Here is an 18,192-nt window from a genome sequence, read left to right as displayed (position 1 = left end):
CGCCCGCGGTGTCCTTCGAGCTTTCCACTCGCTTCACGGCGCGTCCATACGTCGTACGGGATCGTGGGCCGCGGGAGACGCGCGCGGGCGGCGCGGGGGCTCGCGAGGTGGAGCGGGAGGGTCCGTGGCTACGATGGGGCGGCCGGTGGCCGCAGTGGTCGCGCGGCCCGCCACTCCCCTTGGGAAGGCTTCAAGGCCATGCTGAACAAGTACGCGCGTGCGTTTTTCACGCGTGTCCTCACACCGTTCGCCGCGTTCCTGCTCCGCCGGGGAGTGAGCCCGGACGCGGTCACGCTGATCGGCACGGCGGGCGTCGTGGCGGGCGCCCTGGTCTTCTTCCCCCGGGGCGAGTTCTTCTGGGGCACGATCGTCATCACGCTGTTCGTGTTCTCCGACCTGGTCGACGGGAACATGGCCCGGCAGGCCGGCATCTCCAGCCGCTGGGGCGCCTTCCTCGACTCCACGCTCGACCGGGTCGCCGACGGCGCGATCTTCGGCGGCTTCGCGCTCTGGTACGCGGGCCGGGGCGACAGCGACATGATGTGCGCGGTCTCCATCTTCTGCCTGGCCAGCGGGCAGGTCGTCTCGTACACGAAGGCGCGCGGTGAGTCGATCGGGCTGCCCGTCGCCGTGAACGGCCTGATCGAGCGGGCCGAGCGGCTCGTGATCTCCCTGGTGGCGGCCGGCCTCGCGGGGCTGCACGCGTTCGGGGTGCCGGGCATCGACGTCCTGCTGCCGATCGCCCTGTGGATCGTCGCCGTCGGCAGCGCCGTGACCCTCGGCCAGCGCGTGGTGACCGTACGCCGGGAGTCCGCGGAGGCCGATGCCGCGGCGACCATGGAAGAGACGAAGACCGGCTCAGCGGGCTCGGCCGAAACCGGCACAGCGAGCTCCGCGAAAACCGGCACCGGCGCGACGAAATCCGGCACAGCAGAGGCAGAGCCGAGCGGCAGCGAGGCACGGGGGAGCGAGGCCACGTCATGAGCAACGCCAAGGAGAAACTCACCGACGCCCTGTACGGGCTCGGCTGGTCCGCGGTGAAGAAGCTCCCCGAGCCCGCCGCCGTCCGCCTGGGCCGCACCATCGCCGACGTCGCCTGGAAGCGCCGCGGCAAGGGCGTCCAGCGCCTGGAGGCGAACTACGCGCGCGTGGTGCCCGACGCGAGCCCCGAGCGCCTTGCCGCCCTGTCCAAGGCCGGCATGCGCTCGTACATGCGCTACTGGATGGAGTCCTTCCGGCTGCCGGCCTGGAGCAAGGACCGCATCAGGAACGGCTTCACGCCCAAGGACGTGCACTACCTGACGGACGGTCTGGCCTCCGACAAGGGCGTGATCCTCGCCCTGCCGCACCTCGCCAACTGGGACCTCGCCGGCGCCTGGGTCACCACCAAGCTGGAGACCCCGTTCACCACCGTCCAGGAACGCCTCAAGCCGGAGTCCCTGTACGACCGTTTCGTGGCCTACCGCAGCAGCCTCGGCATGGAGGTGCTCCCGCACACCGGCGGCTCCGCCTTCGGCACCCTCGCCCGCAGGCTCCGCGCCGGCGGCCTGGTCTGCCTGGTCGCCGACCGGGACCTGTCGGCGTCCGGCGTCGAGGTCAAGTTCTTCGGCGACACCACGCGCATGCCCGCGGGCCCCGCGATCCTCGCCCAGCAGACCGGCGCACTGCTCCTGCCCGTCACTCTCTGGTACGACGAGAGCGACGTCATGCAGGGCCGGGTCCATCCGCCCATCGACGTACCGGAGACAGGCACCCGGGCCGAAAAGACGTCTGTGATGACACAGGCGCTGGCCGACGCCTTCGCCACCGGTATCGCCGACCATCCGGAGGACTGGCACATGCTGCAACGACTGTGGCTCGACGACCTGGACCCGGCCAAGGCGCCGAACGGGTCCGCGGCAGAGGTGACCGAGTGAGGATCGGCATCGTCTGCCCGTACTCCTGGGACGTGCCGGGCGGCGTCCAGTTCCACATCCGCGACCTCGCCGAGCACCTCATCCGCTGGGGCCACGAGGTCTCCGTCCTCGCCCCCGCCGACGACGACACCCCGCTCCCGCCGTACGTGGTCTCCGCGGGGCGCGCGGTGCCGGTGCCGTACAACGGCTCGGTGGCGCGGCTCAACTTCGGGTTTTTGTCGGCGGCGCGGGTGCGCCGGTGGCTGCACGACGGCACCTTCGACGTCATCCACATCCACGAACCGGCCTCGCCCTCCCTGGGCCTGCTGACCTGCTGGGCCGCGCAGGGGCCGATCGTCGCCACGTTCCACACGTCCAACCCGCGCTCGCGCGCGATGATCGCCGCGTACCCGATCCTGCAGCCCGCCCTTGAGAAGATCAGCGCGCGGATCGCGGTCAGCGAGTACGCGCGCCGGACCCTGGTCGAGCACCTCGGCGGCGACGCGGTCACCATCCCCAACGGCGTCGACGTCGACTTCTTCGCGAAGGCCGAGCCGAAGCCGGAGTGGCAGGGCGACACGATCGGCTTCATCGGGCGCATCGACGAACCGCGCAAGGGCCTGCCCGTCCTGATGAAGGCGCTGCCCCGGATCCTCGAGGAGCGCCCGCAGACGCGACTCCTGGTGGCGGGCCGCGGCGACGAGGAGGAGGCCGTCGCGACGCTGCCGCTCGACATGCGCTCGCGCGTGGAGTTCCTCGGCATGGTCAGCGACGAGGACAAGGCCCGGCTGCTGCGCAGCGTCGACGTGTACGTGGCGCCCAACACCGGCGGCGAGAGCTTCGGGATCATCCTCGTCGAGGCCCTCTCCGCGGGCGCGCCCGTGCTCGCCTCCGACCTGGACGCCTTCGCGCAGGTCCTCGACCAGGGCGCGGCCGGCGAGCTGTTCGCCAACGAGAACGCCGACGCGCTGGCCGACGCGGCCGTGCGCCTCCTCGGCGCACCCGCGCGCCGGGAGGAGCTGCGCGAGCGCGGCAGCGCCCACGTACGCCGCTTCGACTGGTCGACGGTCGGGGCCGACATCCTCGCCGTCTACGAGACGGTGACGGACGGCGCGGCCTCCGTGGCCACCGACGAACGCACCGGCCTGCGCGCCCGGTTCGGCCTCGCGCGGGACTCACGCGACCCCGCACGGGACTGACGCGATTCCGCACGGGCGGCGGGCGGGCGGCTGGCTCCGGCACTGTCGGTGCCCACGGGTAGCCTTCCGCCCGTGACCTCCACACTGATCTGGATCGCGGTGGCCTTCTTCGCGATCGGCCTCTACCTGAGCTGGACGGCCGGCCGACTCGACCGGCTGCACGCGCGCATCGACGCCGCCCGCGCCGCCCTCGACGCGCAGCTGCTGCGCAGAGCGTCGGTCGCCCAGGAGCTCGCCACGTCCGGCGTGCTCGACCCGGCCGCGTCGATCGTGCTGTACGAGGCGGCGCACGCGGCCCGGCAGGCGGAGGAGGAGCACCGCGAGGTCGCCGAGAGCGAACTCAGCCAGGCCCTGCGGGCGATCTTCGCGGAGCCCGGCCAGGTCGACGTGGTGCGCGAGGCCCCCGGCGGCGAGGACGCCGCGAGCGAACTGTCCCAGGCCGTACGCCGGGTGCCCATGGCCCGCCGCTTCCACAACGACGCCGTACGCGCGGCCCGCGCCCTGCGCCGGCACCGCAAGGTGAGATGGTTCCGGCTCGCCGGGCACGCGCCGTTCCCGATGGCCTTCGAGATGGACGACGAGCCCCCGACGGCGCTGGCGGACCGGGCGAACTCGTAGGACGCGCACGCGGGCGCAGCGTAGGCACACCCGTCGTGACCTCCGCCTTTGTCGCTCTCCGGGAAAAATGAGCCACCGGCTCACCATTGGCCCTTGTTGTGGCCTGAAGTGGACGGTTGGCTCTGAGGAGCAAGATTCCCCTTCCCGCCAGTGAGGTCATCCGTGTCCAGCACGCCCACCACCAGCACCCAGCAGGCCACCGACGCCCCGGCCACCGGCACCGCGCGCGTGAAGCGCGGCATGGCCGAGCAGCTCAAGGGTGGCGTGATCATGGACGTGGTCACCCCGGAGCAGGCGAAGATCGCCGAGGACGCGGGCGCCGTCGCCGTCATGGCCCTGGAGCGCGTGCCGGCCGACATCCGCAAGGACGGCGGCGTGGCCCGGATGTCCGACCCGGACATGATCGAGGGCATCATCGACGCCGTCTCGATCCCGGTGATGGCCAAGTCCCGCATCGGCCACTTCGTCGAGGCCCAGGTCCTGCAGTCCCTCGGCGTGGACTACATCGACGAGTCCGAGGTGCTGACTCCGGCCGACGAGGTCAACCACAGCGACAAGTTCGCCTTCACCACCCCCTTCGTCTGCGGCGCCACCAACCTGGGCGAGGCCCTGCGCCGCATCGCCGAGGGCGCGGCCATGATCCGCTCGAAGGGCGAGGCCGGCACGGGCAACGTCGTCGAGGCCGTCCGCCACATGCGCCAGATCAAGAACGAGATCGCCCGCCTGCGCGGCTACGACAACAACGAGCTGTACGCCGCCGCCAAGGAGCTGCGCGCCCCGTACGAGCTCGTCAAGGAGGTCGCCGAGCTCGGCAAGCTGCCGGTCGTGCTGTTCTCCGCCGGTGGCGTGGCCACCCCGGCCGACGCCGCCCTGATGCGTCAGCTCGGCGCCGAGGGCGTCTTCGTCGGCTCCGGCATCTTCAAGTCCGGCGACCCGGCCAAGCGCGCCGCCGCCATCGTGAAGGCCACCACCTTCTACGACGACCCGAAGATCATCGCCGACGCCTCCCGCAACCTCGGCGAGGCCATGGTCGGCATCAACTGCGACGAGCTCCCCGAGACGGAGCGTTACGCGAAGCGCGGCTGGTAACACCCATGAACACCCCTGTGATCGGCGTCCTGGCACTCCAGGGCGACGTACGGGAGCACCTCATCGCCCTGGCCGCGGCCGACGCCGTGGCCAGGCCGGTGCGGCGCCCCGAAGAGCTGGCCGAGGTCGACGGGCTCGTCGTCCCCGGCGGCGAGTCCACCACGATCTCCAAGCTCGCGAACCTCTTCGGCCTCGCCGAGCCGCTGCGCGAGCGGATCCGGGGCGGCATGCCGGTCTACGGCAGCTGCGCCGGCCTGATCATGCTCGCCGACAAGATCCTCGACCCGCGCTCCGGCCAGGAGACGTTCGGCGGCATCGACATGATCGTGCGCCGCAACGCCTTCGGGCGGCAGAACGAGTCCTTCGAGGCGACCGTCGACGTGACCGGCATCGGCGGCGTCGAGGGCGTCTTCATCCGCGCCCCGTGGGTCGAGTCGGTCGGCGCGGCCGTCGAGGTGATCGCCGAGCACGACGGCCACATCGTCGCCGTACGCCAGGGCAACGCCCTCGCCACGTCCTTCCACCCCGAGCTGACCGGGGACCACCGGGTCCACGAGCTGTTCGTGGAGATGGTGCGGGAGAAGCACACGGCCGGGTCCCGGTAGGATCTCTGTCGTTCGTACAGAGATTGGTTACGCGAAGGAGACAGGCAGATGTCCGGCCACTCTAAATGGGCCACGACGAAGCACAAGAAGGCCGTGATCGATGCCAAGCGCGGCAAGCTCTTCGCGAAGCTGATCAAGAACATCGAGGTCGCTGCGCGTATGGGCGGCGTGGACCTCGACGGCAACCCGACGCTCTACGACGCCGTGCAGAAGGCGAAGAAGCAGTCGGTCCCGAACAAGAACATCGACTCCGCGATCAAGCGCGGCGGCGGCCTCGAGGCCGGCGGCGCCGACTACGAGACGATCATGTACGAGGGCTACGGCCCCAACGGCGTGGCCGTCTACATCGAGTGCCTCACCGACAACCGCAACCGCGCGGCGTCCGACGTCCGCGTCGCGATGACCCGCAACGGCGGCTCGATGGCCGACCCGGGCTCGGTGTCGTACCTCTTCAACCGCAAGGGCGTCGTCATCGTGAGCAAGGGCGAGCTGACCGAGGACGACGTCCTCGGCGCGGTCCTGGACGCGGGCGCCGAAGAGGTCAACGACCTGGGCGAGAAGTTCGAGGTCGTCAGCGAGGCCACCGACCTGGTCGCGGTCCGCACCGCGCTCCAGGAGGCCGGCATCGACTACGACTCGGCCGAGGCCAACTTCCTCCCCACCATGCAGATCGAGCTGGACGAGGAGGGCGCGCGGAAGATGTTCAAGCTCATCGACGCCCTCGAGGACAGCGACGACGTCCAGAACGTCTTCGCCAACTTCGACGTCTCCGACGAGGTCATGGAGAAGGTCGACGCCTGATCGCGCATCGCGCGCGGGGCGGCGAACTCCGCTGCACGGCAAGGGCCGACGGGACACACGCCCCGTCGGCCCTTCGTCTTGGCACCGGTTGTCAGTGGCAGCCGATAGCCTGCACAAACAGTTGAGCGAAGGAGGGGCGGCGTGCGTGTGCTCGGTGTGGACCCGGGGCTGACCCGCTGTGGCGTGGGGGTGGTCGAGGGCGTGGCCGGCCGGCCCCTGACGATGCGCGGCGTGGGAGTCGTCCGTACGCCCGCGGACGCGGAGTTGGGCCACCGCCTGGTCGCCATCGAGCAGGGCATCGAGCAGTGGCTCGACGAGCACCGGCCCGAATTCGTCGCCGTGGAGCGGGTGTTCAGCCAGCACAACGTCCGTACGGTCATGGGCACCGCCCAGGCCAGCGCCGTCGCGATGCTGTGCGCCTCGCGCCGCGGCATCCCCGTCGCCCTGCACACGCCCAGCGAGGTCAAGGCCGCCGTCACCGGCAGCGGCCGGGCGGACAAGGCCCAGGTCGGCGCCATGGTCACCAGACTCCTGCGGCTCGCCGCCCCGCCCAAGCCCGCGGACGCCGCGGACGCCCTGGCCCTCGCCATCTGCCACATCTGGCGCGCCCCCGCCAAGAACCGACTCCAGCAGGCAGTTCAGCAACAGGCAGCCCTGCAAGCATCGAAAGGCCGTACGCCATGATCGCCTTCGTCAGCGGACCCGTGGCCGCTCTCGCCCCCGACTCCGCGGTGGTCGAGGTCGGCGGAATCGGCATGGCCGTCCAGTGCACGCCCGGCACCCTGTCCGGCCTGCGCGTCGGCCAACAGGCCAAGCTGGCGACGTCGTTGGTGGTCCGCGAGGACTCCCTGACGCTTTACGGCTTCGCCGACGACGACGAGCGGCAGACCTTCGAGCTGCTGCAGACCGCCAGCGGAGTCGGCCCGCGCCTGGCCCAGGCCATGCTCGCCGTGCACAGCCCGGACGCGTTGCGCCTGGCCGTCTCCTCCGGCGACGAGAAGGCGCTCACCGCGGTCCCCGGCATCGGCAAGAAGGGCGCCCAGAAGCTCCTCCTCGAACTGAAGGACCGCCTCGGCGAACCCCTCGGCACCGGCGGCCCCGCCATCGGCACGGCCGTCACCGCCGGCTGGCGCGACCAGCTGCACGCGGCCCTGATCGGCCTCGGGTACGCGACGCGCGAGGCCGACGAAGCGGTCGCCGCCGTGGCCCCGCAGGCCGAGGCCGCCGAGGGCACCCCGCAGGTCGGCCGGCTCCTGAAGGCCGCGCTGCAGAGCCTGAACCGCGCCCGCTGACCCGACGGCCCGGCCGGGGCCCACCGAAACCGGCCCCCGCCGGGGCGCCCAGCCCGCGCACCGGCACCCGCACACGTCATACGAACGCACCCACGACCCCGAGGCCTCCACCGTGAACTGGGACTCCACACCGACCGACACCGCCGCCGACGGCCGCCTCGTCGGGGCCGCCGCGGACGGCGAGGACCAGGCCGTCGAGGCGGCCCTGCGCCCCAAGTCCCTGGCCGAGTTCGTCGGCCAGGAACGCGTGCGCGAGCAGCTCGACCTCGTCCTCAAGGCCGCCCGTCAACGCGGCGCCACGGCCGACCATGTCCTGCTCTCGGGCGCCCCCGGGCTCGGCAAGACCACGCTCTCCATGATCATCGCCGCCGAGATGGAAGCCCCGATCCGCATCACCAGCGGCCCCGCCATCCAGCACGCGGGCGACCTGGCCGCGATCCTCTCCTCCCTGCAGGAGGGCGAGGTCCTCTTCCTCGACGAGATCCACCGCATGTCCCGCCCCGCCGAGGAGATGCTCTACATGGCGATGGAGGACTTCCGGGTCGACGTCGTCGTCGGCAAGGGCCCCGGCGCCACCGCCATCCCGCTCGAACTCCCGCCGTTCACCCTGGTCGGCGCCACCACCCGCGCCGGACTCCTGCCCCCGCCCCTGCGCGACCGCTTCGGCTTCACGGCGCACATGGAGTTCTACGGCCCCGCCGAGCTGGAGCGCGTCATCCGACGGTCCGCCGAGCTGCTCGACGTGACGGTCGACGCCGACGGCGCCGGGGAGATCGCCGGCCGCTCCCGCGGCACGCCCCGTATCGCCAACCGCCTGCTGCGCCGCGTGCGGGACTACGCCCAGGTCAAGGCGGACGGCGTCGTCACCCGGGAGATCGCCGCCGCCGCCCTCAAGGTGTACGAGGTGGACGACCGCGGCCTCGACCGCCTGGACCGCGCCGTCCTCGAAGCCCTGCTCAAGCTGTTCGGCGGCGGCCCGGTCGGCCTGTCGACGCTGTCCGTCGCGGTGGGGGAGGAACGTGAGACCGTGGAAGAGGTCGCCGAGCCCTTCCTCGTGAGAGAGGGCCTCCTCGCCCGTACACCCCGGGGGCGCGTAGCCACCCCCGCGGCCTGGGCCCACCTCGGTCTCACGCCCCCACAGGGCGGCGGAACGGGAGGAACGGGGCAAGGGGACCTGTTCAGCAGCTGACGGCGCGGGCGCTCGCGGGCCCAGGAACCCCAGTGCCATGCTGAGCGTTGTTCCTTAGGCGCGGGCTCGCTTAGACTCCGCCGATGCCGCCCTCCCGGGCGGCGTGCCCACCCCCAATACACAGGCCGCTCAACGCGCGGTCGCGCGAAGGAAAATTACGTCCCGTGGATATCGTGACCTTCCTCCCGTTCATCGTGCTCATCGGGGCCATGTTCCTGATGACGCGCTCCGCCAAGAAGAAGCAGCAGGCGGCGGCGCAGATGCGCAATGAGATGCAGCCCGGCACCGGCGTCCGCACGATCGGCGGCATGTACGCCGTCGTCAAGGAGGTCACCGAGGACACCGCCACCCTCGAGGTGGCGCCCGGAGTCCACGCGATCTACGCGAAGAACGCGATCGGCGCCGTCCTCGACGACGAGGAGTACAACCGCATCGTCCACGGCGCCGACCACGACCTGAAGTCGGACACCCCCGTCGTGCCCGACGACGCCTCCTCCCTGACCCAGGACGACGAGCCGGCCGCCGCCGACGAGTCGCCCGTGGACTTCGGCAAGAAGGACGCCGACGAGGACGCGCTGAAGAAGGACACCGACGCCGACGACGACCTGACGAAGGACGCCGACGTCGACGCCCTGAAGAAGGACGAGGACGCGCCGAAGAAGACCGACGGCGAGGCCGACGCGAAGTAGTCGCCGCCGAGGACCGCGGAGCGCCCCGAGCGCCCCGCGGTCCTTCGGTCGTGCACGCTTCGTCCGGTTTCACCCCCCACCACTTCATGGCCGCCCACGGCGCGTGTACGGGTTCCGGGCGGTTGGACAGGGAGAAACGACAAGGTGGCAGCACCGAAGAAGGGCCGGAGGCCGAGCGGCCAGGGCAAGCCGGGCCGGGCCCTCGCGCTGATCCTGATCGCCATGGTCGCGCTGACCGGAGGAATGTTCTTCTCCGGCCACACCACCCCGCGCCTGGGCATCGACCTCGCGGGCGGTACGAGCATCACGCTCGAGGCCAGGAACGAGCCCGGCAAGCCGAACGCGATCAACAAGACCAACATGGACACCGCGGTCGGCATCATCGAGCGCCGTGTCAACGGCCTGGGCGTCTCCGAGGCGGAGGTGCAGACCCAGGGCGATCGCAACATCATCGTCAACATCCCCAAGGGCACCAACGAGAAGCAGGCGCGTGAGCAGGTCGGCACGACCGCTCAGCTCTACTTCCGCCCCGTCCTGACGATGAGCGAGGGCAAGCCCACGCCGGACCCCTCCGCAAGCAAGACCCCCGACCCCTCGGCGTCCGGCAAGGACAAGCCGAAGGCGGGCAGCGGCGAGCAGAGCCCCACGCCCACCGCGAGCCCCACCACGCAGGGCCGCGCCGTCACCGACGGGCTGAAGGCCGACGCCACCCCGACTCCCTCGGCGAGCGAGAAGGGCAAGGGCGACGAGAAGCCCTCGGCCACCGAGACGCCGAAGCCCGACGCGGCCACGAAGAAGCTGCAGCAGCAGTTCATGGCGCTCGACTGCACCAAGAAGGACCAGCGGGTCGAGACGGCGCAGGGCGTCAAGTCCACTGACCCGATGGTCGGTTGCGGCAAGAACGCCATCGGCCAGTGGGAGAAGTACATCCTCGGTCCCGCGGAGGTCGACGGCAAGGACGTCGACGACGCCCAGGCGGTCATCAACGAGCGTGGCCAGTGGATCGTCACGATGAAGTTCAACAGCAAGGGCGCCGACAAGTTCTCGAAGATCACGACCCAGCTGAAGACGCAGCAGTCGCCGCAGAACCAGTTCGGCATCGTGCTCGACGGCGAGGTCGTCTCCGCCCCCAGCGTCAGCGAGACCCTGAGCAAGAGCGCCGAGATCTCCGGCAGCTTCAACCAGGAGTCCGCGCAGGAGCTGGCGAACATCCTGTCGTACGGTGCGCTCCCGCTGACCTTCCAGGAGCAGAGCGTCACCTCGGTGACCGCGGCCCTCGGCGGTGAGCAGCTGCAGGCCGGTCTGATCGCCGGCGCCATCGGCCTCGCCCTGGTCGTCGTCTACCTGGTGGTCTACTACCGCGGCCTGTCCCTGATCGCCCTGCTCAGCCTCCTCGCCTCCGGCATCCTCACGTACACGCTGATGTCGCTGCTCGGGCCGGCCATCGGGTTCGCGCTGAACCTGCCGGCGGTCTGCGGTGCGATCGTCGCCATCGGCATCACGGCCGACTCGTTCATCGTGTACTTCGAACGGGTCCGAGACGAGGTCCGCGAGGGCCGCAGCCTGCGCCCCGCCGTGGAGCGGGCCTGGCCGCGCGCCCGGCGCACCATCCTGGTCTCCGACTTCGTGTCGTTCCTGGCCGCTGCGGTGCTGTTCATCGTGACCGTCGGCAAGGTGCAGGGCTTCGCGTTCACGCTCGGCCTGACCACGCTCCTCGACGTCGTCGTGGTGTTCCTCTTCACCAAGCCGCTGATGACGCTCCTGGCCCGCCGCAAGTTCTTCGCGAACGGCCACCCGTGGTCCGGACTCGACCCGAAGCGCCTCGGCGCCAAACCCCCGCTGCGCCGCTCGCGCACCCGTCACGTGCCCGGCTCCGTCGACCCGAAGGAGGCGTGAGATGTCGAAGCTCGGCAACCTCGGCGCCCGGCTCTACCGCGGCGAAGTCGGCTACGACTTCATCGGCAAGCGGAAGGTCTGGTACGGCGTCTCGGTCCTCATCACCATCACGGCCGTCGTGGCCCTGGCGGTGCAGGGCCTGAACCTCGGCATCGAGTTCAAGGGCGGCGCCGTCTTCACGACGCCCAAGACCGAGGCCTCCGTCGCGCAGGCCCAGGAAGCCGCCGAAGAGGCCTCCGGCCACCAGGCCATCGTCCAGAAGCTGGGCAACGGCGGCGTCCGGATCCAGGTCAGCGGCGTCGACACCGCGAAGTCCGACCAGATCAAGGCGGAGCTCGCCACGGACCTCAGCGTCCCGGCGAACGACATCAACGCCGAGCTGGTCGGCCCCAGTTGGGGCGCGCAGATCGCCAACAAGGCCTGGATGGGCCTCGGCATCTTCATGATCCTCTGCGTGATCTACCTGGCGATCGCCTTCGAGTGGCGCATGGCCGTCGCGGCCCTCGTCGCCCTGATCCACGACATCACCATCACCGTCGGTGTGTACGCCCTGGTCGGCTTCGAGGTCACCCCGGGCACGGTGATCGGCCTCCTGACCATCCTCGGTTACTCGCTGTACGACACGGTCGTCGTCTTCGACTCCCTGAAGGAGCAGTCGAGGGGCATCACCAAGCAGACGAAGCAGACCTACAGCGAGGTCGCCAACCTCTCCATCAACAGCACCCTGGTGCGCTCCATCAACACCACGGTGGTCGCGCTCCTCCCGGTGGCGGGCCTGCTGTTCATCGGTGGCGGCGTCCTCGGCGCCGGCATGCTGAACGACATCTCGCTGTCGCTGTTCGTCGGCCTCGCCGCCGGTGCGTACTCCTCGATCTTCATCGCCACGCCGCTCGTCGCCGACCTCAAGGAGCGCGAGCCGCAGATGAAGGCGCTCAAGAAGCGGGTGCTCGCCAAGCGCGCGCAGGCCGCCGCCAAGAGCGAGTCGGAGTCCGCAGGCCAGGACGACGAGCCCGGCGACCTGGCCCCGGTGGACGCCGCGGCGGCCGCCGCCTCCGGTGTCGTGGGCCAGCGCCGCACGCAGCCGCCGTCCCGCAACCGCGGACGCGGCCGACCCTCGGGGAAGCGCCGATGACCGACGTGAAGGAACTCCTGCTCAGCCGCATCCGGGACGTCGCGGACTACCCGAAGCCCGGGGTGATGTTCAAGGACATCACCCCGCTGCTCGCCGACCCCACGGCATTCTCGGCGCTCACCGGCGCCCTCGCCGACCTCTGCGTCGCGCAGGGGGCGACGAAGATCGTGGGCCTGGAGGCGCGTGGCTTCATCCTCGCGGCCCCGGTCGCGGTCCGCGCCGGCGTGGGCTTCATCCCTGTCCGCAAGGCGGGCAAGCTCCCGGGAGCGACGCTCTCGCAGGCCTACGAATTGGAGTACGGGCAGGCCGAGATCGAGGTGCACGCCGAGGACCTGGCGGCGGGCGACCGCGTCCTGGTCATCGACGACGTCCTCGCCACCGGCGGCACCGCCGAGGCGTCGGTGGAGCTCATCCGCCGGGCCGGAGCCGAGGTCTCGGGCCTCGCCGTACTGATGGAGCTCGGCTTCCTCGGCGGCCGGGCACGTCTCGAGCCCGCGCTGCGGGGCGCCCCGCTGGAGGCGCTGCTCACCGTGTGACGCGGAGGGTCCGACCGTCGGGTTCGAGGGTCGGACCGTCAGGATCGAGCCAGGGGCGGGTGTCCGGCACAGGCCGGGCGCCCGCCCTTCCGCATGCCCATCAGGGCCTCGCCCCTCGTGCCTGCCCGCCGGAGAACCGGTTTTCCACAGCCCCCGAGGAGGGTTGTCCACAGTCGGCACGAGCCCGAGCGCAAGGATCGATACCATGGCAGTCCGGACCTGATCGGGGGGCCGGACCCTGCATGAGGAGCACTCTTGCCAGACGAGGCCCGTCAGCCACTCGCCGCCGCGCAGCCGGGGCCCGACCAGCCGGCCGAGTCGGCCGCGGCGCCCGCTGTCACGCCCGCCGAGCGCGAGACGAAGCAGGCGCCCCAGCCGAAGAGCGACCCCGTGGCCGAAAAGCCCCGCCCCGCGCCGAAGCCCGCGCCGCCCGCCAAGAGCGCCGCGAACCCGGCCCCGGCGATGCGCCCGGCTGCCGCGAACCAGTCGCGCTCCGCCAGCTCCAATCGCGTACGAGCCCGCCTCGCCCGCCTCGGCGTGCAGCGCTCGAATCCGTACAACCCGGTGCTCGAACCGCTGCTGCGGATAGTGCGGAGCAACGACCCGAAGATCGAGACGTCGACGCTCCGCCAGATCGAGCGGGCCTACCAGGTCGCCGAGCGCTGGCACCGCGGCCAGAAGCGCAAGAGCGGCGACCCGTACATCACGCATCCCCTCGCCGTCACGACGATCCTCGCCGAGCTCGGCATGGACCCGGCGACGCTGATGGCGGGCCTGCTGCACGACACGGTCGAGGACACCGAGTACGGCCTGGACACCCTGCGCCGGGACTTCGGCGACCAGGTCGCGCTGCTCGTCGACGGCGTCACCAAGCTGGACAAGGTCAAGTTCGGCGAGGCCGCGCAGGCCGAGACGGTCCGCAAGATGGTCGTCGCCATGGCCAAGGACCCCCGCGTCCTGGTCATCAAGCTCGCCGACCGCCTGCACAACATGCGCACGATGCGGTACCTCAAGCGCGAGAAGCAAGAGAAGAAGGCCCGCGAGACGCTGGAGATCTACGCTCCGCTCGCCCACCGCCTGGGCATGAACACCATCAAGTGGGAGCTGGAGGACCTCGCCTTCGCGATCCTCTACCCGAAGATGTACGACGAGATCGTCCGCCTCGTCGCCGAGCGGGCCCCCAAGCGCGACGAATACCTGGCCATAGTGACCGACGAGGTCCAGGCCGACCTGCGCGCCGCCCGCATCAAGGCCACCGTCACCGGCCGCCCGAAGCACTACTACAGCGTCTACCAGAAGATGATCGTCCGCGGCCGTGACTTCGCGGAGATCTACGACCTGGTGGGCATCCGCGTCCTGGTCGACACGGTCCGCGACTGCTACGCGGCCCTGGGCACGGTGCATGCGCGATGGAACCCGGTCCCCGGCCGGTTCAAGGACTACATCGCGATGCCCAAGTTCAACATGTACCAGTCGCTGCACACCACGGTGATCGGCCCCAACGGCAAGCCCGTCGAGCTGCAGATCCGCACGTTCGACATGCACCGCCGCGCCGAGTACGGCATCGCGGCCCACTGGAAGTACAAGCAGGAGGCCGTCGCCGGCGCCTCCAAGGTGCGCTCGGACGCCCCGAAGAGCGGCGGCAAGGACGACCACCTCAACGACATGGCGTGGCTGCGCCAACTCCTCGACTGGCAGAAGGAGACCGAGGACCCGGGCGAGTTCCTGGAGTCCCTGCGCTTCGACCTCTCGCGCAACGAAGTCTTCGTCTTCACGCCGAAGGGCGACGTCATAGCGCTCCCGGCGGGCGCGACCCCGGTGGACTTCGCGTACGCGGTGCACACGGAGGTGGGCCACCGCACCATAGGAGCCCGGGTCAACGGCCGGCTCGTCCCCCTCGAATCCACCCTGGACAACGGGGACTTGGTGGAGGTCTTCACCTCCAAGGCGCCCGGCGCGGGCCCGTCCCGGGACTGGCTGGGCTTCGTCAAGTCGCCCCGGGCGCGCAACAAGATCCGCGCCTGGTTCTCCAAGGAGCGCCGCGACGAGGCGATCGAGCAGGGCAAGGACGCCATCGCCCGCGCGATGCGCAAGCAGAACCTGCCGATCCAGCGCATCCTCACCGGCGACTCCCTCGTCACGCTGGCGCACGAGATGCGCTACCCGGACATCTCCTCGCTGTACGCGGCGATCGGCGAGGGCCATGTCACCGCGCAGAGCGTCGTGCAGAAGCTGGTGCAGGCCCTCGGCGGCGCGGAGGAGGCCGGCGAGGACATCGCCGAGACCGCCACCCCGGTCCGCGGCCGCAGCAAGCGCCGCTCGAACGCCGATCCGGGCGTGATGGTCAAGGGCGTCGAGGACGTGTGGGTCAAGCTGGCCCGCTGCTGCACGCCGGTGCCGGGCGACCCCATCATCGGCTTCGTCACCCGCGGCAGCGGCGTCTCCGTGCACCGCGCGGACTGCGTCAACGTCGACTCGCTGTCGCAGCAGCCCGAGCGGATCCTCGAGGTCGAGTGGGCGCCCACGCAGTCCTCGGTGTTCCTCGTCGCCATCCAGGTCGAGGCCCTGGACCGCTCCCGGCTCCTTTCGGACGTCACCCGCGTCCTCTCCGACCAGCACGTCAACATCCTGTCGGCGGCCGTCCAGACCTCCCGCGACCGCGTCGCCACGTCCCGCTTCACTTTCGAGATGGGCGACCCCAAGCACCTGGGCCACGTCCTCAAGGCGGTCCGAGGAGTCGAGGGCGTCTACGACGTGTACCGGGTGACGTCGGCCCGCAGACCATAAGCCGTACGCGAAAGGGGCTCCCGTACGCGAAGTACGGAAGCCCCTTTTCGTACGGGCGGAGAAGGCGTCAGCCGCCGAACTCCTGCAGGCCCTTCAGTGCCTGGTCGAGCAGCGCCTGACGGCCGTCCAGCTCCTTCTGGAGCTTGTCGGCACGGGCGTTGTTGCCCTGCGCGCGGGCCGTCTCGATCTGGCCCTTGAGCTTGTCGACCGCGGCCTGCAGCTGGCCGGTGAGCCCCTCGGCACGCGCACGCGCCTCCGGGTTCGTACGCCGCCACTCCGCTTCCTCGGAGTCCTGCAGCGCGCGCTCCACGGCGTGCATCCGGCCCTCGACCTTCGGGCGCGCGTCCCGCGGGACGTGACCGATGGCCTCCCAGCGCTCGTTGATCCCGCGGAACGCGGCGCGGGCCGCCTTCAGATCGGTGATCGGGAGGAGCTGCTCCGCCTCGTCGGCGAGCGCCTCCTTCAGCTTGAGGTTCTCGGCCTGCTCCGCGTCCCGCTCGGCGAAGACCTCGCTGCGGGCCGTGAAGAACACGTCCTGGGCGCCGCGGAAGCGGTTCCACAGGTCGTCCTCGTGCTCACGCTGGGCGCGGCCCACGGCCTTCCACTCGGTCATCAGCTCGCGGTACCGCGCGGCCGTCGGACCCCAGTCCGTGGAGTTCGACAGCGCCTCGGCCTCCGAGACCAGGCGCTCCTTGGCCTTGCGGGCCTCCTCGCGCTGCGCGTCGAGCGCCGCGAAGTGGGCCTTGCGGCGCTTGGAGAAGGCGGAGCGCGCGTGCGAGAAGCGGTGCCACAGCTCGTCGTCCGACTTGCGGTCGAGCCGCGGCAGGCCCTTCCAGGTGTCGACCAGGGCGCGCAGCCGCTCGCCGGCCGCCCGCCACTGCTCGCTCTGCGCCAGCTCCTCGGCCTCGGCTACCAGGGCCTCCTTGGCGTGCCTGGCCTCGTCCGCCTGCTTCGCCTTCTGGACCTTGCGCTCCTCGCGCCGGGCCTCGACGTTCTCCACCAGCTTGTCGAGCCGCTTGCCGAGGGCGTCCAGGTCACCCACCGCGTGCGCGTCGGTGACCTGCTCGCGCAGGTGCTCGATGGCCGTCATGGCGTCCTTGGCCGACAGGTCCGTGGTCTGCACCCGGCGCTCGAGAAGGCCGATCTCCACGACCAGACCTTCGTACTTGCGCTTGAAGTAGGCCAGGGCCTCGTCGGGAGAGCCTGCCTGCCACGAACCGACGACTCGCTCGCCTCCGTCGGCCGTACGCACGTACACGGTCCCCGTCTCGTCGACGCGGCCCCACGGGTCGCTGCTCACAGCGCCTCCTCCACATGATGCCTGCGCGGGGGTTGCCCGGGGCATCGTCCACAGTTTCTTCAGGGCAGCCGCACACGGCGCCCTGCACAACGCCAACATAGGCGACGAGCAGGGCGGCTGTCCGCATCCAGCACCAACCGACTTGCCCTGCTGGTCAAGACTTTTCGACGGTCGCCTCGTCGATCACCACGGTGGCGTTCGGAGCCGTGTTCCCCGTGGTCGGGTCGGGCGGCGTGGCACCCGCGTCCGCGATCTTCTTGAGCACCTTCATGCCGGACTCGGAGACCGTGCCGAAGGGCGTGTAGTCGGGCGGCAGCTGGCTGTCCTTGTACACGAGGAAGAACTGGCTGCCGCCGGTGTCCCGGCCCTTGCCGTCCTGCGGGTTGTACTGGTTCGCCATCGCGACCGTGCCCGCCGGGTAGACGTTGTCCTTCAGGCTCTTGTCCTTCAGGTTCTCGTCCGGGATCTTGTAGCCGGGAGTGCCCGTTCCGGTGCCCGTGGGGTCGCCGCACTGCAGGACGTAGATGCCCTGGTTGGTGAGGCGGTGGCACTTGGTGTGGTTCAAGTACCCCTTGTTCACGAGGAAGTCGAACGAGTTCACCGTGTGCGGCGCCGCCGCGGCCTTCAGGTCGATGTCGATGTCGCCGCAGGTCGTGGCGAGCTTCATCGAGTAGTCCGCGGACTTGTCGATGGTGAGCTTCGGCTCCTTCTTGAAGCTCATCTTCTCGACCTTGCCCGGCGCCGGCTTCCCGCACGGGTCCTTCACCGAGGGGCTGGCCGAGGGCTTGTCCGCGGCGTCCGTGTTCGACTTGCCGTCGTCGCCCGAGAACGCGCCCGCGGCCACCGCGCCGCCGCTCGCCGCGAGCACCACGACGAGAGACGCGGCGATGATGGCGTTACGGCGCTTCCCCTTGCGGCGCGCGGCCTCCCGCCGCTCCTGCTGGCGGGCGAACTTCTCCCGGGCGAGCTGACGCCGCCGCTGATCGCTGCTGACCACCGGGTCTTCTCCTTGTACGTCTACGGATTCGGTCCTGACCGCCTGAGCTTGCCCCGTACCGTATATGGGTTAGCTGTGCGCCGAGCCGCGCCGGTAGGCTGCGGGTATCGCGATCCGGTGTCGCCGCCCTCGTCGGCCGGTGAACCGCCGCACTTTCCCGTCGGACC

17 protein-coding genes are annotated in these 18,192 nt (G+C 70.6%); 15 read left to right on the top strand and 2 right to left on the bottom strand.

The annotated features are described in order from the left end of the window. The first annotated feature begins 198 nt into the window (after positions 1-198). From pgsA to ACIDOF_RS06100, 15 genes are all read left to right on the top strand, one after another. Positions 199-984, top strand: a complete 786-nt coding sequence (gene pgsA, locus ACIDOF_RS06170) for a phosphatidylinositol phosphate synthase (RefSeq protein WP_409004677.1) — start codon at positions 199-201, stop codon at positions 982-984. Continuing rightward, the gene (locus ACIDOF_RS06165; protein WP_409004676.1) at positions 981-1,916 is read left to right on the top strand and encodes a phosphatidylinositol mannoside acyltransferase; all 936 of its coding nucleotides are present in this window, start codon (positions 981-983) and stop codon (positions 1,914-1,916) included. The genes pgsA and ACIDOF_RS06165 overlap by 4 nt, the downstream gene beginning before the upstream one ends. Further along, positions 1,913-3,094 carry a glycosyltransferase family 4 protein gene (locus ACIDOF_RS06160; protein ID WP_409004675.1) on the top strand — a complete coding sequence of 394 codons (1,182 nt, stop codon included), beginning with the start codon at positions 1,913-1,915 and terminating at the stop codon, positions 3,092-3,094. The genes ACIDOF_RS06165 and ACIDOF_RS06160 overlap by 4 nt, the downstream gene beginning before the upstream one ends. 72 nt (positions 3,095-3,166) lie before the next feature. Beyond that, a complete protein-coding gene (locus ACIDOF_RS06155; protein WP_409004674.1) occupies positions 3,167-3,712 on the top strand; it encodes a hypothetical protein in 546 nt (181 codons plus the stop codon). Between the two features lie 162 nt (positions 3,713-3,874). Further along, positions 3,875-4,801, top strand: coding sequence for a pyridoxal 5'-phosphate synthase lyase subunit PdxS (pdxS, locus tag ACIDOF_RS06150; protein WP_409004673.1), 927 nt, complete (start codon positions 3,875-3,877; stop codon positions 4,799-4,801). A 5-nt stretch (positions 4,802-4,806) separates the two neighbouring features. Then, a complete protein-coding gene (gene pdxT / locus ACIDOF_RS06145) occupies positions 4,807-5,406 on the top strand; it encodes a pyridoxal 5'-phosphate synthase glutaminase subunit PdxT (protein WP_409004672.1) in 600 nt (199 codons plus the stop codon). Between the two features lie 48 nt (positions 5,407-5,454). Then, positions 5,455-6,207, top strand: a complete 753-nt coding sequence (locus ACIDOF_RS06140; RefSeq protein ID WP_409004671.1) for a YebC/PmpR family DNA-binding transcriptional regulator — start codon at positions 5,455-5,457, stop codon at positions 6,205-6,207. A gap of 141 nt (positions 6,208-6,348) precedes the next feature. Next, positions 6,349-6,891, top strand: a complete 543-nt coding sequence (ruvC, locus tag ACIDOF_RS06135; RefSeq protein ID WP_409004670.1) for a crossover junction endodeoxyribonuclease RuvC — start codon at positions 6,349-6,351, stop codon at positions 6,889-6,891. Continuing rightward, positions 6,888-7,499: a Holliday junction branch migration protein RuvA gene (gene ruvA / locus ACIDOF_RS06130; protein ID WP_409004669.1), complete on the top strand. Its 612-nt coding sequence runs from the start codon at positions 6,888-6,890 to the stop codon at positions 7,497-7,499. The genes ruvC and ruvA overlap by 4 nt, the downstream gene beginning before the upstream one ends. Positions 7,500-7,611: 112 nt before the next feature. Next, complete coding sequence (gene ruvB / locus ACIDOF_RS06125) at positions 7,612-8,688, top strand: Holliday junction branch migration DNA helicase RuvB (protein WP_409004668.1); 1,077 nt, start codon at positions 7,612-7,614, stop codon at positions 8,686-8,688. A 164-nt stretch (positions 8,689-8,852) separates the two neighbouring features. Then, on the top strand, positions 8,853-9,377 hold the full coding sequence (gene yajC / locus ACIDOF_RS06120; protein WP_409004667.1) for a preprotein translocase subunit YajC: 525 nt from the start codon (positions 8,853-8,855) through the stop codon (positions 9,375-9,377). A gap of 144 nt (positions 9,378-9,521) precedes the next feature. Continuing rightward, positions 9,522-11,273 (top strand): protein translocase subunit SecD, encoded by a 1,752-nt coding sequence (gene secD, locus ACIDOF_RS06115; protein ID WP_409004666.1) that lies wholly within the window; start codon positions 9,522-9,524, stop codon positions 11,271-11,273. A 1-nt stretch (position 11,274) separates the two neighbouring features. Continuing rightward, entirely contained in the window at positions 11,275-12,405 is a 1,131-nt protein-coding gene (gene secF, locus ACIDOF_RS06110) for a protein translocase subunit SecF (protein WP_409004665.1), read from the top strand. Further along, positions 12,402-12,941 carry an adenine phosphoribosyltransferase gene (locus ACIDOF_RS06105; RefSeq protein ID WP_409004664.1) on the top strand — a complete coding sequence of 180 codons (540 nt, stop codon included), beginning with the start codon at positions 12,402-12,404 and terminating at the stop codon, positions 12,939-12,941. Before secF ends, ACIDOF_RS06105 begins: the two co-directional genes overlap by 4 nt. Before the next feature lie 255 nt (positions 12,942-13,196). Continuing rightward, a complete protein-coding gene (locus ACIDOF_RS06100) occupies positions 13,197-15,728 on the top strand; it encodes a RelA/SpoT family protein (RefSeq protein WP_409004662.1) in 2,532 nt (843 codons plus the stop codon). 67 nt (positions 15,729-15,795) lie between these two features. Here ACIDOF_RS06100 and ACIDOF_RS06095 read toward each other — a convergent pair whose 3' ends face one another. Both ACIDOF_RS06095 and ACIDOF_RS06090 read right to left on the bottom strand, forming a co-directional pair. Next, entirely contained in the window at positions 15,796-17,028 is a 1,233-nt protein-coding gene (locus ACIDOF_RS06095) for a DUF349 domain-containing protein (protein WP_409004661.1), read from the bottom strand. A 154-nt stretch (positions 17,029-17,182) separates the two neighbouring features. Next, positions 17,183-18,025: a peptidylprolyl isomerase gene (locus tag ACIDOF_RS06090; protein WP_409004660.1), complete on the bottom strand. Its 843-nt coding sequence runs from the start codon at positions 18,023-18,025 to the stop codon at positions 17,183-17,185. Positions 18,026-18,192: the final 167 nt, after the last annotated feature.

This window comes from Streptomyces sp. Da 82-17, assembly GCF_046098215.1.
Classification (GTDB): Bacteria; Actinomycetota; Actinomycetes; order Streptomycetales; family Streptomycetaceae; genus Streptomyces.
Note: the sequence above shows the minus strand (reverse complement) of the source record. Positions and strands in the feature narration are given on the sequence as shown.

Coding starts and splice junctions, on each gene's coding strand:
- secF (WP_409004665.1), top strand. CDS start 11,275: ATGTCGAAGCTCGGCAACCTCGGCGCCCGGCTCTACCGCGGCGAAGTC.
- ACIDOF_RS06140 (WP_409004671.1), top strand. CDS start 5,455: ATGTCCGGCCACTCTAAATGGGCCACGACGAAGCACAAGAAGGCCGTG.
- ACIDOF_RS06105 (WP_409004664.1), top strand. CDS start 12,402: ATGACCGACGTGAAGGAACTCCTGCTCAGCCGCATCCGGGACGTCGCG.
- pgsA (WP_409004677.1), top strand. CDS start 199: ATGCTGAACAAGTACGCGCGTGCGTTTTTCACGCGTGTCCTCACACCG.
- pdxT (WP_409004672.1), top strand. CDS start 4,807: ATGAACACCCCTGTGATCGGCGTCCTGGCACTCCAGGGCGACGTACGG.
- ruvA (WP_409004669.1), top strand. CDS start 6,888: ATGATCGCCTTCGTCAGCGGACCCGTGGCCGCTCTCGCCCCCGACTCC.
- ACIDOF_RS06165 (WP_409004676.1), top strand. CDS start 981: ATGAGCAACGCCAAGGAGAAACTCACCGACGCCCTGTACGGGCTCGGC.